13 protein-coding genes and 1 CRISPR repeat array are annotated in these 17,314 nt (G+C 35.5%); of the genes, 4 read left to right on the forward strand and 9 right to left on the reverse strand.

Annotated features, from left to right (window positions below; translation table 11 throughout):
* Positions 1-45 precede the first annotated feature (45 nt).
* On the reverse strand, positions 46-2,259 hold the full coding sequence (locus BELBA_RS15585) for an alpha/beta hydrolase family protein (protein WP_014773639.1): 2,214 nt from the start codon (positions 2,257-2,259) through the stop codon (positions 46-48).
* Positions 2,260-2,488: 229 nt separating this feature from the next.
* On the opposite strand from BELBA_RS15585, the gene BELBA_RS15590 reads away from it, so the two are divergent.
* Positions 2,489-3,871, forward strand: a complete 1,383-nt coding sequence (locus BELBA_RS15590) for a hypothetical protein (RefSeq protein WP_014773640.1) — start codon at positions 2,489-2,491, stop codon at positions 3,869-3,871.
* Positions 3,872-4,055: 184 nt separating this feature from the next.
* Positions 4,056-6,182: an ATP-binding protein gene (locus BELBA_RS15595; protein WP_014773641.1), complete on the forward strand. Its 2,127-nt coding sequence runs from the start codon at positions 4,056-4,058 to the stop codon at positions 6,180-6,182.
* A gap of 53 nt (positions 6,183-6,235) precedes the next feature.
* Here the strand turns inward: BELBA_RS15595 and BELBA_RS15600 are convergent, their stop codons facing one another.
* The 5 genes from BELBA_RS15600 to BELBA_RS15620 all read right to left on the reverse strand — a co-directional run bounded on the left by BELBA_RS15600 (position 6,236) and on the right by BELBA_RS15620 (position 10,206).
* Entirely contained in the window at positions 6,236-6,460 is a 225-nt protein-coding gene (locus tag BELBA_RS15600; protein ID WP_014773642.1) for a hypothetical protein, read from the reverse strand.
* Between the two features lie 126 nt (positions 6,461-6,586).
* Positions 6,587-6,997 (reverse strand): DUF4174 domain-containing protein, encoded by a 411-nt coding sequence (locus tag BELBA_RS15605; protein ID WP_014773643.1) that lies wholly within the window; start codon positions 6,995-6,997, stop codon positions 6,587-6,589.
* Positions 6,998-7,033: 36 nt separating this feature from the next.
* Positions 7,034-8,284 (reverse strand): metallophosphoesterase, encoded by a 1,251-nt coding sequence (locus BELBA_RS15610; RefSeq protein ID WP_014773644.1) that lies wholly within the window; start codon positions 8,282-8,284, stop codon positions 7,034-7,036.
* 134 nt (positions 8,285-8,418) lie between these two features.
* Positions 8,419-9,759: a S41 family peptidase gene (locus BELBA_RS15615; protein ID WP_014773645.1), complete on the reverse strand. Its 1,341-nt coding sequence runs from the start codon at positions 9,757-9,759 to the stop codon at positions 8,419-8,421.
* 57 nt (positions 9,760-9,816) lie between these two features.
* Entirely contained in the window at positions 9,817-10,206 is a 390-nt protein-coding gene (locus BELBA_RS15620; protein WP_014773646.1) for a Dabb family protein, read from the reverse strand.
* A gap of 170 nt (positions 10,207-10,376) precedes the next feature.
* On the opposite strand from BELBA_RS15620, the gene BELBA_RS15625 reads away from it, so the two are divergent.
* Both BELBA_RS15625 and BELBA_RS15630 read left to right on the forward strand, forming a co-directional pair.
* On the forward strand, positions 10,377-11,690 hold the full coding sequence (locus tag BELBA_RS15625; RefSeq protein ID WP_041779720.1) for a glycosyltransferase family 4 protein: 1,314 nt from the start codon (positions 10,377-10,379) through the stop codon (positions 11,688-11,690).
* Positions 11,665-12,762: a DegT/DnrJ/EryC1/StrS family aminotransferase gene (locus tag BELBA_RS15630; protein ID WP_014773648.1), complete on the forward strand. Its 1,098-nt coding sequence runs from the start codon at positions 11,665-11,667 to the stop codon at positions 12,760-12,762. Before BELBA_RS15625 ends, BELBA_RS15630 begins: the two co-directional genes overlap by 26 nt.
* A gap of 1 nt (position 12,763) precedes the next feature.
* Here BELBA_RS15630 and cas6 read toward each other — a convergent pair whose 3' ends face one another.
* The 3 genes from cas6 to cas1 all read right to left on the reverse strand — a co-directional run bounded on the left by cas6 (position 12,764) and on the right by cas1 (position 17,284).
* Complete coding sequence (cas6, locus tag BELBA_RS15635) at positions 12,764-13,543, reverse strand: CRISPR-associated endoribonuclease Cas6 (RefSeq protein WP_014773649.1); 780 nt, start codon at positions 13,541-13,543, stop codon at positions 12,764-12,766.
* A gap of 1,024 nt (positions 13,544-14,567) precedes the next feature.
* Positions 14,568-15,900: a CRISPR direct-repeat array (repeat unit 46 nt; unit sequence GTTGTGAATTGCTTTCAAATTGATATCTTCCCAAGGGAATCACAGC).
* Positions 15,901-16,047: 147 nt separating this feature from the next.
* The gene (gene cas2, locus BELBA_RS15645) at positions 16,048-16,395 is read right to left on the reverse strand and encodes a CRISPR-associated endonuclease Cas2 (protein ID WP_014773650.1); all 348 of its coding nucleotides are present in this window, start codon (positions 16,393-16,395) and stop codon (positions 16,048-16,050) included.
* Positions 16,388-17,284, reverse strand: coding sequence for a type II CRISPR-associated endonuclease Cas1 (gene cas1 / locus BELBA_RS15650; protein WP_014773651.1), 897 nt, complete (start codon positions 17,282-17,284; stop codon positions 16,388-16,390). The genes cas2 and cas1 overlap by 8 nt, the downstream gene beginning before the upstream one ends.
* Between the last annotated feature and the right edge of the window lie 30 nt (positions 17,285-17,314).

Raw genomic sequence — 17,314 nt, forward strand, 5'->3', positions numbered from 1 at the left:
AGAAACGACTAACCCTCCTTATTACACTTAATATCAAAAACTTAACTATTCAGTAGTCTTGTCCTTTTTCTCTTTATTGAAATGTTTTTCATAAAATTCAAAGACCCTGTTCCAATGATCATGAAAATCGCTTTCGTTCGAAGCAGCTCCTGCACCATGACCACCATTGAGGTAGTTTACCCAAACTACGTCTTTCCCTAATCTACGCATAGCGTAATAAAGCTCTCTAGAATTGGTTCCTGGTACATTCCAATCTCCTTCACCAGTCATAATCATGTGAGGAGTTTTGATTCTATCTGCATGAAGCACTGCAGTTGTAGCCAAGTATTTCAAAGGTTCATCCCAAAGTGTTCCACCTATCCTATCTTGTCCATATTCTGCAGCTGTATAGTTTCTCGTTCCAATTTTTGGACTATCTCCTAAAAAGCTCATGATATTAACTTTTCCTGAAATATTGATCGCTGCTGCAAACCTATCTGTTTGTGTGATCAACAAGGAAGTAGCATATCCTCCATAACTTCCTCCTTGAACACCCACTTTATCATTATCCACTTTCCCTTCATCTACCAGTTTATTAATTGCCGCAGTGATACCTTTTACCCAAGCTTCTCCTGGATAACCCATTTCCAAATCAACGGAAGGGCGTAAGGCAAAATAACCTTGATTAGCGAAGAGATTCATATTTCTATTATAACCATTTGCGAAAAAACCCTCGTAAACTTCACATACTAGCGGGTACTTCTTTCCTTCTTCATAATCTACAGGATAGTATAAAATCCCCTTCAACTCTTTTCCATCTACATTTCTATAAGTAATTAATTCTGAATGAGTTAATTTCTTATCATTCATCCAAGGATTCAAATCTGTAAGTGGTTTCATATCGCCGAAATCCCAATTCGTTACGACTACATCTGAGGGCATATTTCCATCCGATAAATTTAAAACTACTGTTTCTGAATCTTTAGCAAACTGTACACCTGAATATAGATTGCTATCAATCCGAATGTCTTCCATTTTTTGCTCCGCTAAATCATACTTGACAAATCCTCTTTTCCATTCATTTTTATCACTGTAGCTGAAATACAAGTATCGCTCATCTTTCGACCAATTCGCCAAGTTTAAGTTTGGTGCTTTTTCTTTGTCTTCAGGAAATTCATAAACCATTTTTAAGTTCTCACCATCAGTATCTACCAACCAATAACCTTTATCAGAACTTAATAATAATTGCCCTTCCTGTGGACTCCAAGTCATGATGGAAAACTTCACTTCTTTTTTCTTTTCTTCATCGGAATAAGCTTTTCCTTTTGTCAAATTCTTGACATCATCCGCACCTAATGTTTGGACGAAAACATGACCTGAATCAATCCATGCATATTTAGACTTTGAATCTGACCAATTGAAATTCCTTCTCTGCTTGTTCTTTTTATATAACAAATAGGTAGAATCAGGATTTGAAAGATTCTTGTAAGCGACTTGATACTCTGCTCCCTCGTTTCGAACATAGGCTGTTTTGGTAGGGAAAGTTTCATTGAAAATCAAATGCTGTCCATCTTCCGAAATATATATCCCTGAATAATTAGACTCTTCCAATACCTGCTCAGCTTCACCGTCATTTTTATTCACTTTCAATATTGTGGTCAAAGCATTGGTGTTTCTGATTTCATCCCATTTTAAAAAAGGTTTATTTCCGTCATAAACTACAATTGGACCATTAGTAGCTTCATTGTAAAGAGCCATGGCACGTGCCATCCAAGAAGCATCTCTTGCATTGACCAGCAAATATTCACTATCCGGAGTCCATGTCAAAGCCGAATTTGCTAACAAAGGCATTCCTTTTATTTTGATTTCTTTCAGCTTTTTCCTTTCTAAATCAAAATGCATGAGATGCAATTTTTCTCCCTTTTGTTCCAAAAATGCCAACTCCTTGCTATTTGGTGCCCAAGAAATCGAAGTGACTTTTGTGGCAGTTTTAAAAGGTCTGATTTCTTCAGAAGTTGCAGTATTGATGATTACAAAATCTCCTGTAAAGACATTATTATAACTTGGATCTTGAAACCTAAAATGATCCACATTGAATCGGGCACTACCATCTGAAATTAATCCTGCCAAATATTTTCCATCATCAGAAAGGTTTTGACTGCCCATAGATTTTACCTTGATGGCATCTGCTATGGTGAAGGGAGTCTTTTGTGCTATTACATTATCTTGAATTGATAAGAGAACCAAAAACACAAAACTAAAGGTGTAGATTTTTTTCATAGTAAGAAGTTTAATGCATTGAAAATAAAAATGATTCTTCAATTTATTTCAGCTTTTGTGATAAGCCGTTTCATTTTCATTTAATTGACATTTCAATTATCAAATTTTCAAAACTAAAAATATTTGAATTCGTAAGAATTCTTTGTTGAAATATTCATCTACCATTCGAATTTTCAGCATATTTTCTTCGTAATTTTAATCTTTCTTTATTACAAACGCTATTCAAGTGATGATAAAAACCAAACAAAACATTTTATTTCTAAGCCTATTTTTATTGGTTTTAAGTTTTCAAATTCAATCCTCAGCTCAAGGAATCTACACCGCAAGAGGGTATTGGGAAGAATCCAATAAACAAACCTACAAAACCATCAAGCTCAAGCAGGCAGTAGGTGACCCGATTTCTGATGAAGAGATTTCTTACCTTTTGGATTTCGAAGATTTCCTCAATAATTATTACGCTAAACTTTCTGAAGAAGAAAAGGCACTTTATCAAAAAATGAAAGTGCAGTGGGATAGAGAATTGAGTTCTCCCAAAAAAGTTGAACCTCAACCTGAGGAATTTGAGTGGAGAGGAATTGATAGGGCTGTAAGTATTGGGTATGGTTTATATTATGGGGCAAGTTTAGTTTCGGTATTAGAAATAGATAATGCAGGCATAGTAGGCATTCCTTTAATAACTGGTGGTTTGTGGGCATTAGGTCCAATTATCAATCCTAAAAAATATGAAAATATTGATCGCTCTGTTGTTAGGGCGGGTAATGCTGGTAAATTTCTAGGTTTGATATATGGTGGATCTCTGGGTTTGGTAGTGGCTGGAGGAAACTATCCTAACAATGAAGGGAAAGCAGCATTCATTATGTCATCGGTTGGAAGTATAGCCTTAGGAGAGGTAGCTTTTCAAATGCAAAAAAACAGAAGATACTCAGATGGTCACATTGAAATCATGCGGCATCATGGTGTTTTAGGAGCATTTTCAGGATTGTCTATAGCTGCTGCAGCCAATGGCGATACTGGAAGACCATTTGGTATTGCATCAATACTCGGTACTACTGCTGGACTAGCCTTAGGAAACATGGCCTCCAAGAAATATCCATATACTAGAGGCGATAGCAGGTATGCTACTAACATGAGTTCTGTCGGTATCGGTGTCGGTTTCGCCATAGCGACTCAAATTGCTCAAAATGGTGGTGATCAGGTCTTACTTTTAGTCCCAGCTGGTATGGGAATCTTAGGAACATATATAGGTCAAAAAAACACTCAGGGTGTTAATCTTACGGCAAGGCAAGGCAGCACTATTAACTATGCATCAGGTGGAGCAGCTTTACTAGGTCTTGGGGTTACTGCTTTAGCGCAAAGTGATTCTCCAGCCGTAGTATTGGGTGTAGCCTCAGGCTTTGCTTTAATCACGCAAGAATATCTATTTGCAAAGTATAAGAAAGAAAATTTAAACTTCAATCTTTCTAGGAAAAGCTCAAGCGGAGACATTCAGTATTCTTTAAAATTCCATCCAGAAAATTATATTCTCAATCAACAGCTACAATCCAAAGCTACAATCATGAGTTCATACTCACAGCTTTCAACGCCAATTATTAACTTTAACCTTACCTTTTAACTAAAAAAAATAAGCTAATCTTATTTTCTCAAGTAAGATTAGCTTATTTACAAAATCTAATTGTGCAAAAGCATTAATTTTTATTACTTTCAATTTTTAAAAAAAATTGAAAGTGAAATTGAAAAAAATAATTACCCTTACTCTATTTTCTTTTCTTTAATTTTTATCTGCCTTTCCTCAAGAATTGAGAAGTGCGCAAATTGAACTAGAAATCTCAAAGAAATCAAGTAATAAGACCAATGATATCAATGACTTGGCAGCTTTATATAAAGAGTTGGCTTTTGAATTTTATCATAATGATCAATTTGATCAAGCTCTAGATGCCTATCAAAAAGCAATTCAGTATTATAAAAATCTAAAAGATAAATCAGCTGAATATTCTGAATGTCTTCATAACATCGGTAACATCTATTATTTTCTTGGGCAATATGAAGAGTCTATCGAGAACTATAAAGCCGCTATGGATATCAGAATCCTGTTGGATGATAAGCGAGGTATTGCAACAAGTCTAAATAACATTGCCAACATTTACAATCGAATTAGAGAATACACCACAGCCCTAGACTATTATAACCGCTCAATTTCATTTAAAGAAGATGTCAATGACACAAAGGGTATTGCTTCTTCTCTAAAAAACATAGCAACAATTCAATATTTTCAATCTGACTATGTCCTTGCATTAGAATCCAATCTGAAAGCGCTGAAATTATCTGAAGCGCTAAATGACTCTATGGGGATTTCATTTGTGTACAACAATATGGGATTGATCTATAATAAGCTTGAAAAATATAAAGATGCATTGAATTTTTTCGAGAAGTCTATGCAACTTAAAGAGTTGCTTAATGACGAAAGAGGAATATCTATTACCCTTCATAATATCGCTAATATCAATGAAATTAATGGGGACTTTGATTTGGCAATTGCTAACCTCAATAAGTCATTATCAATTTCTGAAAAAAATTCTGATAAGGAAGGAATTTCTTCTACCTTAAACAGTTTGGGACAAGTTTACAGGAGGCAAGGGGATTTAGATAAAGCATTGAAAAATTTTTATGCTTCTATAGAAATTGACCTCGAAATAGATGACAAGAGGGGATTTCTTCTCAATAAATCAAATCTTGCAGAAATATTTTTTGATATCAAAGATTTCAAGCAGGCCAAGATTACCGCTCTGGAAAGTATTCTTCTCGCCAAAGAACTTGGGGCAAAAGAAGAGATTAGAAATGGACATCTTTTGCTTAGCAAAATTTTAGAAAAAGAAAATAAATTTCAGGAAGCCTTACAAAACTATCAAATCTATACAGCTTATGCGGATAGTTTGAATAATCAAGAATTAGAAAGTAAAACTGCCCGACTCGAAGCAGAATATGAGTATGATAAACAAATCGCGCTTTTGAAAGCTGAGCAAAAAACACTTGATTTGGAAAAAGAGAAAGAACTTCAAGCGCAAAAATTCCAAAGAAATATTTTAATTATCTACACCCTTTTCATTCTTTTCGTTGCTTTTATTCTTTATAGAAGCTATCAAAAACAAAGAAGAGATAAAGAAAAGTCAGAAAGAAGATCGTTGGAATTAGAAGAAGCAAATCAAGTCAAAGCAAAAATATTCAGTATCATCGGTCATGATCTTCGAGGGCCGATCAACAGTCTTCATCAGTTACTTGAACTTTATCAAAATGACTATATGGATGAAAAGGAGTTTAGAGAAGTTCTTCCTCAACTCTATAAAAACGTTGGTGGAATAATGCTTGTCTTAGACAATCTACTTAAATGGTCTCTTGTAGAAATGAAAATGATTCAAAGCAATCCTAAAGAGTTTGAGCTTTCCAAAAGCATACGAACCCTACATGATTTTTTCTCTTCACTTATTGATATGAAGGAAATTGATTTTATTTCCAATATAGAAAAAGAGGTCTATGTTTTCGCTGATGCGGATCAAATTCAAGTAATTCTTAGAAATCTGATCGGCAACGCAATTAAGTATTCTAAGAAAGGTGGGAAAATTACTTTAACTTCTCAAGTTGATAAAACACATACTACCATCAACATCAAAGATGAAGGTGTGGGAATGCCAAAAGCCATCGTAAACACCCTTTTTAAGGACATCTTGGTTGAAAGTAAAACGGGTACAACTGGAGAAAAAGGAACTGGCTTAGGTTTGAGTTTGAGTAAATATTATGCAGAAATGAATGGAGGAGAAATTTGGGTTGAAAGCGAGGAAGGCAAAGGAAGTACTTTTTCTTTTTCTATCCCCAGTGGCTCCCTTTCTAAATCAATCTCTCAACAAAACAGTTCAACTTTGAAAGTCTAAATTTTCAAACGCAAAAGGTTTTCTCGCTAGTAGAGATGAAATCTATATTTAAACTATTTTTTATCAGTCTTGCTATGAATACCCTTCTTTGTGCAACATTCGGAACATGTTATAGCATCAGGATTCATACTTTTCGCCTTTCTAAGTGCTTCTTCTCCATTGTTAAATGGACCTAAATAATCTCTTTCTAAAGGGTCTGGAATATTGGTACAATCTCTTTCGTGAACTTGATAAAAACCGTCAGCATTTAGCACTGAACTCAGATAAAAGAATTTCATAAGGTGATTTTATAAATTGATTTTAAAAATATGTTTATCGTAGGTTAAAAAAAATACCTACAAGTAGGTATTTTTTAGGTGTTTAATGGTAAGAGAATGTTTAATATTACTATAATCATATAAAAGTTAATTATCTTTTATTTCGGAAGCCCTCATCGGCATAGAATCAATTGCCTTAAGTATCAATTTCCAGTCAAGTCCTAACTCCTTTTTAAGTTTCACTCCTCCATCAAGTCCTATCAATACAAGACAATCTGTTTTTGAGCCCATTTTATACCTTTTCAAAATTGATTCTTGATAACTATCAGAAAATCTTATGGGTAAATTAGACACAATATCCTTTCCTTGAAAAATAAAATACGCTACTTTTCTTTCTTGTATTTCAGCCTTCAAACTATCTGAAAAATCAAACCTACTTTTCTTATTTTGTGGAAAATAAAGAACCAAGCGATTTTTCCATTTTAGATGGTCTAGTCTTTCCACTGTATCCTGTATAGACATAAAATTCAACAACAAACTAATAAAAAGAATATTCATAGCGATCCATTAAAATCCTGAATTAAAGCAATATAATTACTTTTTCCTTAATTCTATCACAGTAATCTCAGGCCAAATTCCAACCCTTCCAGAAAAAGCATGGTATCCAAATCCCTTATTCACATAAAGAAATCTACCTGCTTCCTCTACCAGTCCTGCCCAATTTGGGTAGCGATATTGGACAGGGCTCCATTTGAAAAGTGGTGTATCAATACCAAACTGCATTCCATGCGTATGCCCTGAAAGAGTGAGATGAATTTTGTTTGGATTGTTTTTTACTTCCTTATCCCAATGTGAGGGATCATGGGAAAGTAATATTTTGAAATCATCTGAGGTCGTTCCTTTTAAGGCCTTGCTTAAATCTCCTTTAGACTGAAAACCCACGCCCCAGTTTTCTACACCTATTAGCGTAATTTCCTGACCATCTTTTTTTATTTTTACATGTTCATCGAGCAGCAATCGATAACCTAGTTTTCTGTGCTGATCCTTAAACTTTTTGAAGTTAGCTTCTTTTTCCGCTGCTGAATTCCAGCTTACATAATCCCCATAATCATGGTTCCCAATGATAGAAAATTGACCATAAGGAGCCTTTATTTTATTGAAAATATCAATCATTGGTTCTATTTCTTCTGCATGATGATTAACCAAATCCCCTGTGAAAACGAATAAATCTGAATTTTGGGAAATGGCAAGATCAACGCCTTTTTGAACTGCTTCAAAATTGGTGAAACTTCCAGAGTGAATATCCGAAATCTGTGTAATTGTAAACCCATCAAAGGACTCTGGCAAATCCTTAAAATAAATAATCTCCTTTTGAACCTTGAAATTATATTTTCCTTTGGTGACACCATAGACAAAGCTGGTAAAGGGAATAAGAGACACAGTTAAAGCCAAAATACTCAACCACTTTGCTCTAGAGGGAAATGAAGTCGATTCTTTACCATTGAAAATAAAAGAAAAACCTGCTTGTGCATTTCGAACCAAATCTTCCCCAAACAAAAACACAACACAAACTAATTGGGTTACCAAGACAGTAAGAAACACATTCAGTACTTGTTGATTTTCAGTGCTGATTTCTCGTTCTTGAAATATCCTATAAAACGTAAACACCACCCACAAGGTAATTCCTACAAACACCAACCAATAAGTCCCAAAAGCATAAGCTTTGATTTTTTCAGATTCAACATCTGTCATTAAAGTCTTCAATGCTTGAAAAACATACCAATTCAGAAAAGTTGAAAATAAAAATATGACAAGTAAGAAAATTATTCCTCCAATTTGATTCATATAAGCATACCATTTACTTTTGATTATACATGATTCAATAAGGAATGGTTCGAATTCTTTTGACTTTTAATCAAATAAAAAACTCCCAAAATTAAATTGGGAGTTTCAACAATAGGATGATTCAAATCAATCAGTTAGTAAACTGGAAACTCTTGTTCCAAACCTTTGAAATCATCAATCATATTCCATTTAGGTTTAAAATAATCACTTAAAATTCTTCCACCCATATTGCCAGTTCTGATAAATTCTAAAGCAGCTTGAAACCTTACCTCCTCTAAACTTCCCCAATTTTGAGAAGGACTATCAGGAGCCAATATATCTGCTGGAAAACCATCGAAATAATCAGCATTGCCTTCTGCATTGTCAATTGCAAATGTAATAGGAACCACTTCTACATTATTATCTCTTAATGTTCTGCTATCAAATCCCAATGGAAATGAACCTACAGGCTTCCCAAAAGTATTGTCTCCAACCAAAACCACTTCCATGTAAGGCGTAAGGCTATTGATCAATAATTCTGACGCAGAGGCAGAGCCTCTAGAAGTAATAAAAATAACTTTACTCAAGTTCAAATCACCAGTCTTCTTAAAGTTGACTGTTCTGTTATTATTGGATCTATCAGCATTGTGTCTATTTGTGTACATTACACTGCTTGCAGCATTGCTTGGAACTAGATAATTCAATACTTGTTCGGTCACTTCAACGGATCCACCTCCATTATATCTAAGATCAATAATCATTTCATTTATTCCTTCTCCAATGAAATAATTGAAGGAATCTTCGACTTCTTGACTTCGCGTTGGATTTGAAAGACCTGGAGTTTGACGAAAACTTTGATAAACCCAATAGCCAATTTTCTTTCCTTCTTGCTCTATCACATCTTTATATAAGACTGAATTGGTTTGGAATGCAGCTTTTTGAATGGTCGTTGTTCTTTCTGTTCCATCTGGCAACTTCATCTTAAATGTATTGCTGACACCAACTTCATTTGGACCCAATTGAAAATTAAATCCTCCTGAGCTAGTTTTATAATCAGCTATAGGCCTCCCATTGATTTCAATCACTTGCCATCCTCTTTGCCAACCATCTTGACCAGCTGGAGAAAGATCATAAACAAAAGAAACAAACATATTTTCTTGAGCATCTAGTGAAAATCCAAACCCATGAACACCTGAAGCTTGACCCGTAAAGGCTGCATTAAAAGCCTCCCTAGTAGTCAAATATGAAAAACGATCTAAAGGCTTGAAGATGATATCATCTAACAACTCTTCATTTGTATTGTATGCAGTCACGTCAATATTTGAAGGTAACTCTGTATTCCAAAAATACCAGTTGCGCATTGAGGTAACAATGGCCTCCTTTACTGCATCTTCCACCTTGGTAGGATCAGGATTTTCTTCTTCTGGATTACAAGAAATTATTGCTATAAAAGCAAAAACAAGGACGAAGAAGCGACTTAATAAATTGATATTCATATTAAACTTATAAAGATAATTTTCTCTGTAATAAACGATGTAAATACTTGAATTGGTTCAGATTACAAAATCATACACTTTAACTTTATTCCATTTCATGGAATTCTTCTCAATAAATTCTAAATGTAAGGGATCTACCTGATACTTATTTTGGTCATTTAAGGAATCAAAAAACAAAGTGCATGCCACCTGATAACTAGCATCCACAACTTCTCTTTCTTCAGTAGCCGCCGGTTCACCTATATAAAATTGATCCACTGTAGGGCAAAGTCCCAATTTGGAAGCTTCTTTTTTGAATGCTGATACATCCACACCATCATTCAACCAAAAAAACACCTGATGAATCATCTTTCCACTTGAACTTTGACGAGCAAGTAACGACGTGGGCAAAGAGGACGTTACCCCTGCAATTGCAACTTTTTTGATAAAATTTCTTCTTGATTTCATAAGTGATTATTTGAAGGATCTAAATATAAAAATTTAAATTGCTCGCTGAAATAATCATTAGATTAAAATAAAAGGATAATAGAAAGGAGTAAACGAGAAAAAATAAAACAGAAACTTTAAAGTTTTAATTGCCAAACATTAAAAAGGTTATTGAAAATATTTTTGATGAAATGATAGAAGCATCCGAGAAAATAAAAAGAAAAGTATTAATCATTACCTATTACTGGCCTCCCTCAGCAGGTTCAGGGGTACAGCGCTGGCTAAAGTTTGCTAAGTACCTTCCTGAATTTGGTTGGGAACCTCTAATTTTCACTCCCGAAAATCCTGACTTTGATTTGAAAGACGAGAGTTTGCTAAAAGAGATTAACCACAATATGGAAGTTCTCAAATTCCCAATTTGGGAACCGTATGCGCTTTTTCGTTCTTTGAAAAAAGAAAAAATAAAAGACACCTCAAAAGTTTTAGAAAAAAAGAAGAAGTCTCTGATTGACAAGATAGGGATTTGGGCAAGGGCTAATTTGCTTATTCCTGACCCAAGAGTATTTTGGGTAAAACCATCAGTGGGTTTTTTAGAGAAAATCATTGTGAATAATCAAGTTGAAGCTATCATCACGACAGGACCACCACATAGTTTGCACATGATAGGTAGGGCGCTCAAGCGTAAGACCAATATTTTTTGGTTAGCAGACTTTAGAGACCCTTGGTCTCAGTGGGAATTTCTCGATACGCTTCCTATGACAACCTTGGTCAGAAAAAAGCATGAGCAACTAGAACAAACTGTTCTCCAAGAAGCAGATGTCATCACTACCATCAGCCCTACATTTCAGGAAGATTTATCAAAAATTGCGGGGAAAGACATTTCACTTTTAACCAATGGTTTTGATCCAGATGACCTACCTAATAACTGGAGTTCTCAAAACGATGGAAATGGTACAATCGAAATCGTATATACAGGCGTGATTGATGCCATTAGAAACCCTATACCTTTTATTGAGGCTTTCAAATCAGTTTTCGAAGAAAAAGAAAAAAAAGCCAACTTACGTTTCGTAGGCAAAGTTTCTTCCTCAGTTGAAAACCTTGTAAGCAAAGATCAATGGCTAAAGAAACATGTACATTTTGAAGGATATGTGAGTCATCAAGAAGTTTTTGAATATTATAAGCGAGCAAATTTATTGCTCTTGATCCTAACAGACACCAAAAATGCTAAAGGAAATATCCCTGGCAAAATATTTGAATATATAGCAACAAGCAGGCCTGTTTTGGCTTTAGGTGATCCAAATGGGGACTCTGCTCAAATTTTGAAATCTTCTACTAGAAATGCGGTGTTCAAACATAATGACCAAGAAGGCATTGAATCATTTTTATCTAACTTCAAGCCTGGGCTAAGTTCAAATGATACAGCAGATTCGGAAATTTATTCCAGAAAAAATTTAACCAAAAAATTAGCCAAACTTCTAGATGCCAGCAAAGATTCCCTTTCTTGATCTCAGTCGATTTCCAAAAAAGCTTCAAACGGAATTAAAGAATAAATTTTCTGAATTATTGGAAAAGGGTATCTTCTCTGGCTCAGAGGAGGTGGAAATTTTAGAAGCTGAGCTCAAAAAGTACCTTGGTGCTCCATTTCTCTCTGTTTGTTCCAATGGAACAGATGCACTGGAAATTGCATTGCGTGCTTTGAATATTGGTCAAGGGGATGATGTCATAGTGCCTGCGCTCTCCTGGGTTTCTACTGCTGAGGTAGTCTTACTCTGTGGAGCAAGACCAGTTTTTATCGATACCAATTCCGAAGGTTTAATAGATTTATCACTTTTAGATCAGGTTTACACATCGAAAACCAAAGCGATTATCCCTGTTCATTTATATGGTAATCTAGTTGACATGCCAACTTTAATTGATTGGGCAAAAATTAAGCAGGTAAAAGTTATAGAAGATGCTGCACAGGCTTTTGGGGCTTTTCAAGGCAATTGTAGTGCAGGCTTATTTGGTGACATTGGCTGTTTTAGTTTTTACCCCACCAAAAATTTTGGAGCATTAGGAGAAGCTGGGGCATTAACCTGTAAGGATGAGGAATTAGCTAGAAAACTTAAAGCCTTGATAAATCATGGTCAAATCAAAAGAGATCATCATATACTTGTTGGAAGAAATGCTCGAATAGATACACTTCAAGCAGGCTTTTTAAATACAATCCTCCCCTATTTTGAGCCTTGGCAAAAACAAAGGAAATTTCTGGCTCATGTTTATCTAGAAGAATTGAAACATTTAGAATGGTTAAAATTGCCAAGAGACATAGAAAAGTCAACTCACAACGCCCACCTTTTTACCGTACAATGTAGAGAGAGAGACCAATTAAAAAGCTATTTGGAAGAAAAAGGAGTCGGAACAAGCATTCATTATCCAAGAATAATTCCAAAGATGAAACCTTATCTATTTGATCAAAATTTTACTGCAAGTGAGCAACTTGTCTCCCATGTACTTTCTTTACCTCTAAATCCTTTTTTGAGCCAACAGGAAGTTCTTCACATTTGTAAGTTGATCAAAAACTTTAAGTTAAAGTGAATTACTTTACATTGACACATCCAAACCCTAAAGAATTTTGAGCTCCGAAACCAGCATAATAACCAAACTCTTGAAGCAATGGAGAAGCTTTTAATTTGAAATCATATTTAAATCCTTTCAAATGAACCAGTTCATATTGATACATATTTAATACAATCTCCTCTTCTTCAGCTTGAGAAATCGGCTGAAATTCTATTTCAGGACAATATTTCTCCAATTCAGTGATAGATTTTAATTCGGGAATAACTGATACAAAACGTTTTAATAAATCATTTTTAAAAAGCTCGGAATACCGATCATGTGAAGGAGAGATAAATTCAAACCCTCCAGACTGGGATTGATCATATAAAAAGACAGGTGTTACAGCACTATACACCATCTCACTTTTAAAAACAGGTGGTGGAATTACCTCTAGATCAACTATTTTATAATCTACAAAACTTTCTCCTGAATTAAACCTGATACTTTTTCCGTAAATCAACTGATATAAATAATCTATAGCATCATCTTCTAGCAAGATTCTGATATCAAGTGTACCTTCTTCTCCTAGATGCACCAAAGAACCCTTTTCTTCAATAATTTTTATTTGATCAAGGTCCAAATGTGAAAAAGTAAAAGGGATGTACCTAACAAACTCCTCCTTATCATTCAAAAACAGATGAAGTTTTGAAAAATCTGCCTTTTCCAAAATCCCTTCTAGTGCAGCAGAGAGTTGATATTGATAGTTCAGCGCAAATTGACACGCTTCACTTTCTCTTTTGAGTTTGATTAAAAATTGCATAGTTCTAATATAAAATATTATGCAATTTAGCCACTCAAGTCAGGAGATAAAATACCCTGTTCTGGGTATTTTTTATTTATTTATCATAATTAGAGACAAGACCTGTCAGGTTTCAAAAACCTGACAGGTCTAAATAAAATCAATAATTATGTTCGAATTAACCAAATTGATATCTTCCCAAGGGAATCACAGCCATTACCATAAGTAACGCCAAGCACGTCAGTTGTGAATTGCTTTCAAATCGACCATAGGGAGATTCATGAACTCCTTTGAAAATAATCAAAACGTGAATAAATTGATATCTTCCCAAGGGAATCACAGCTAGTTTTTAGGCCTTTGTTTAAACATTGTTGTTGTGAATTGCTTTCAAATCGACCATAGGGAGATTCATGAACTCCTTTGAAAATAATCAAAACGTGAATAAATTGATATCTTCCCAAGGGAATCACAGCAATATATATATTATAAAACCTACTACTTTAGTTGTGAATTGCTTTCAAATTGATATCTTCCCAAGGGAATCACAGCAAGTAAAGAGTGTGGAGATGCAAAAGGTACGTTGTGAATTGCTTTCAAATCGACCATAGGGAGATTCATGAACTCCTTTGAAAATAATCAAAACGTGAATAAATTGATATCTTCCCAAGGGAATCACAGCGGATGAATATGAATTCATTCTTTGATTAGTGTTGTGAATTGCTTTCAAATCGACCATAGGGAGATTCATGAACTCCTTTGAAAATAATCAAAACGTGAATAAATTGATATCTTCCCAAGGGAATCACAGCCTTTGCCATTCATAAAATCCTTCAGGTGTGGTTGTGAATTGCTTTCAAATTGATATCTTCCCAAGGGAATCACAGCGGAGGATTATTTTTTAATTGGTAACATGTAGTTGTGAATTGCTTTCAAATCGACCATAGGGAGATTCATGAACTCCTTTGAAAATAATCAAAACGTGAATAAATTGATATCTTCCCAAGGGAATCACAGCGGGTTGGAACGGTCAACTAGACTTCGGACCGTTGTGAATTGCTTTCAAATTGATATCTTCCCAAGGGAATCACAGCGGCAAAAATCAAGTATTCCGCTTTAGTTTCGTTGTGAATTGCTTTCAAATTGATATCTTCCCAAGGGAATCACAGCTGCGACCATTCAAACTCAGATTGAAATACAGTTGTGAATTGCTTTCAAATTGATATCTTCCCAAGGGAATCACAGCTGCAGATATTCTGCCCTGGACAATGAAGCGTTGTGAATTGCTTTCAAATTGATATCTTCCCAAGGGAATCACAGCCAAGACGTCCATCATGATATCTAAATCATGTTGTGAATTGCTTTCAAATTGATATCTTCCCAAGGGAATCACAGCAATGGTGCGATATATAATACCAGGTTAATAGTTGTGAATTGCTTTCAAATTGATATCTTCCCAAGGGAATCACAGCATAAAGAAATGATGAAAAATTGGAGACCTCGTTGTGAATTGCTTTCAAATTGATATCTTCCCAAGGGAATCACAGCCTTCAGAAGTTAAAAACAAAGTATTTGTGGTTGTGAATTGCTTTCAAATTGATATCTTCCCAAGGGAATCACAGCCGCAGCTTGGAAATTAGCACTGACAACACCGTTGTGAATTGCTTTCAAATTGATATCTTCCCAAGGGAATCACAGCAAGTTGCTCCTGAGAGTCAGGACAAAGCTGGTTGTGAATTGCTTTCAAATTGATATCTTCCCAAGGGAATCACAGCTGCCTCGTCTAAGATGCCTTCAAATTCTTGTTGTGAATTGCTTTCAAATTGATATCTTCCCAAGGGAATCACAGCTCTTTGCACTTGCTTTTAGTATATCTTGTTGTTGTGAATTGCTTTCAAATTGATATCTTCCCAAGGGAATCACAGCCATTTCTTTGAATACGATTGCGAAGAAGTGGTTGTGAATTGCTTTCAAATTGATATCTTCCCAAGGGAATCACAGCATATTTGGGGTATGGCTGGAGGAAGACCTAGTTGTGAATTGCTTTCAAATTGATATCTTCCCAAGGGAATCACAGCGATTTCAGGAGTTATCAAGGCTTGGTAAAGGTTGTGAATTGCTTTCAAATTGATATCTTCCCAAGGGAATCACAGCTTTCGGAGTATCTTCAAAGATTTTAGCAAGTTGTGAATTGCTTTCAAATTGATATCTTCCCAAGGGAATCACAGCTTAATTGATGCTGACAAGCGAGTCTACAGGGTTGTGAATTGCTTTCAAATTGATATCTTCCCAAGGGAATCACAGCTTCTTATTTGAGCTAATTTTATCAGCTTCTGTTGTGAATTGCTTTCAAATTGATATCTTCCCAAGGGAATCACAGCATACCCCACGTTAAGTGGCTGGTATGCTGTTTTTTATACATTATTTTTGAATTTAAAAAACTATTGGATCCTGAAGCCTTAGATTGAGAACTGACCAATTTTAACTTTTCCAAAGTTTCGAACTTTGGAAAAGTTTTACGAACCTTATCAAAATAACTCCAACTGCTGCGATGGAGGCTCTGTCTCTTGCTTACTCGTTCCAAAAAACACCTCCATCATCCCAAACTGCTTATCGGTTATGGACATGATTCCAACTTTCCCTTTAGGAGGAAGATTCTTCTTGGTTCGCTTGATATGAACATCCGCATTCTCTCTACTGGCACAGAAGCGCATATAAATAGAAAACTGAAACATGGCAAAACCATCATCCAGCAGTTTTTTCCGGAAAGAAGTGGCTACTTTTCTATCCTTGCGGGTTTCCGTGGGCAAATCAAAAAAGACTAGGACCCACAAACTTCTATATTGATTAAGTCTTGAAAAATATTTTTCATCCATATTCCGGGTAAATGATTTTTCGACTGATTCCAGCAAAACACTCAAACAAAGAGGAAGTCGTCCTAGAAGCTGCCACCATGAGTGGACTTTTTTGCCCATCAATCTTCACATCCAAAGCAGGGATACTTAACAATTCCTTTTTCAATTCAGTAGTCAACACTGAAAAATCATCCTGAGTCTCTACGATATGAGACACCACCAAATCCACATAAGGCCTGTATGGCTCCATGATATCATCTGCAAGGCAGTACGCATTGTATTTGTTTCGGTGCCAAATCCCCACTCCTGGAAGCATCCCAGAAGAAACCAAGGCCCTCGCAATCACCGCTCTTAAAATGGCATAGCCATAATTCAATAAATTATTGGGGGGAATACCCTGCTGACCTCTATTAAAATCAGGGATTTCAAACAATTTCTGCCAATAAATCGCTGCTGCCTGAGCTTCATGATTACCAGAATCTCCGGAATTCACATTTTTATAGAGGTACTCCATCCGTTTGGACTCTTTTCCTTTTTCTAAAAGCAAAGTATATTGATTTTTTATTTTTGCAGATACTGTCTGTTGCCAAAGATTTTTCTTGAGAGGCTGAGAAGCCTCTAATTGATAGCGAACCCGCTCTGTTTGTTCAGAATGCCCCTGCATCGGTAGCAGCAGGCCTTCCGGCAAGTGTTGTGCATTGCAAGAAACAATAGCTACTTTTCTATCGGTAAGTTTGGCTAATAAGCCATTCGTGATAGTAATCTGCTGATTTTCCAATACAATCATCCCCAAGTCTTCGATAGGAACTGTCCTATCCGCTTTATCGGCCTCAGGAAAACTGATATGTAGCTGCTCGTTTTTGGTGCTGAGGTAAGCAGGGTTGCCGAAGAAGAGGGTTCTTTTGATCATAAATTGTTATTTAAAGACCTGGCAGGTTTT

Origin of the sequence: Belliella baltica DSM 15883 (assembly GCF_000265405.1) — a bacterium.
Taxonomy (GTDB): domain Bacteria; phylum Bacteroidota; class Bacteroidia; order Cytophagales; family Cyclobacteriaceae; genus Belliella; species Belliella baltica.

Bases quoted from the DNA above. Each gene is read 5' to 3' on its own strand.
- BELBA_RS15605 (WP_014773643.1), bottom strand. From the start codon at position 6,997: ATGAATATTCTTTTTATTAGTTTGTTGTTGAATTTTATGTCTATACAG.
- BELBA_RS15620 (WP_014773646.1), bottom strand. From the start codon at position 10,206: ATGAAATCAAGAAGAAATTTTATCAAAAAAGTTGCAATTGCAGGGGTA.
- BELBA_RS15585 (WP_014773639.1), bottom strand. From the start codon at position 2,259: ATGAAAAAAATCTACACCTTTAGTTTTGTGTTTTTGGTTCTCTTATCA.
- BELBA_RS15610 (WP_014773644.1), bottom strand. From the start codon at position 8,284: ATGAATCAAATTGGAGGAATAATTTTCTTACTTGTCATATTTTTATTT.
- BELBA_RS15615 (WP_014773645.1), bottom strand. From the start codon at position 9,759: ATGAATATCAATTTATTAAGTCGCTTCTTCGTCCTTGTTTTTGCTTTT.
- cas1 (WP_014773651.1), bottom strand. From the start codon at position 17,284: ATGATCAAAAGAACCCTCTTCTTCGGCAACCCTGCTTACCTCAGCACC.
- BELBA_RS15630 (WP_014773648.1), top strand. From the start codon at position 11,665: ATGCCAGCAAAGATTCCCTTTCTTGATCTCAGTCGATTTCCAAAAAAG.
- BELBA_RS15625 (WP_041779720.1), top strand. From the start codon at position 10,377: ATGATAGAAGCATCCGAGAAAATAAAAAGAAAAGTATTAATCATTACC.
- cas6 (WP_014773649.1), bottom strand. From the start codon at position 13,543: ATGCAATTTTTAATCAAACTCAAAAGAGAAAGTGAAGCGTGTCAATTT.
- cas2 (WP_014773650.1), bottom strand. From the start codon at position 16,395: ATGGATGAAAAATATTTTTCAAGACTTAATCAATATAGAAGTTTGTGG.
- BELBA_RS15600 (WP_014773642.1), bottom strand. From the start codon at position 6,460: ATGAAATTCTTTTATCTGAGTTCAGTGCTAAATGCTGACGGTTTTTAT.
- BELBA_RS15590 (WP_014773640.1), top strand. From the start codon at position 2,489: ATGATAAAAACCAAACAAAACATTTTATTTCTAAGCCTATTTTTATTG.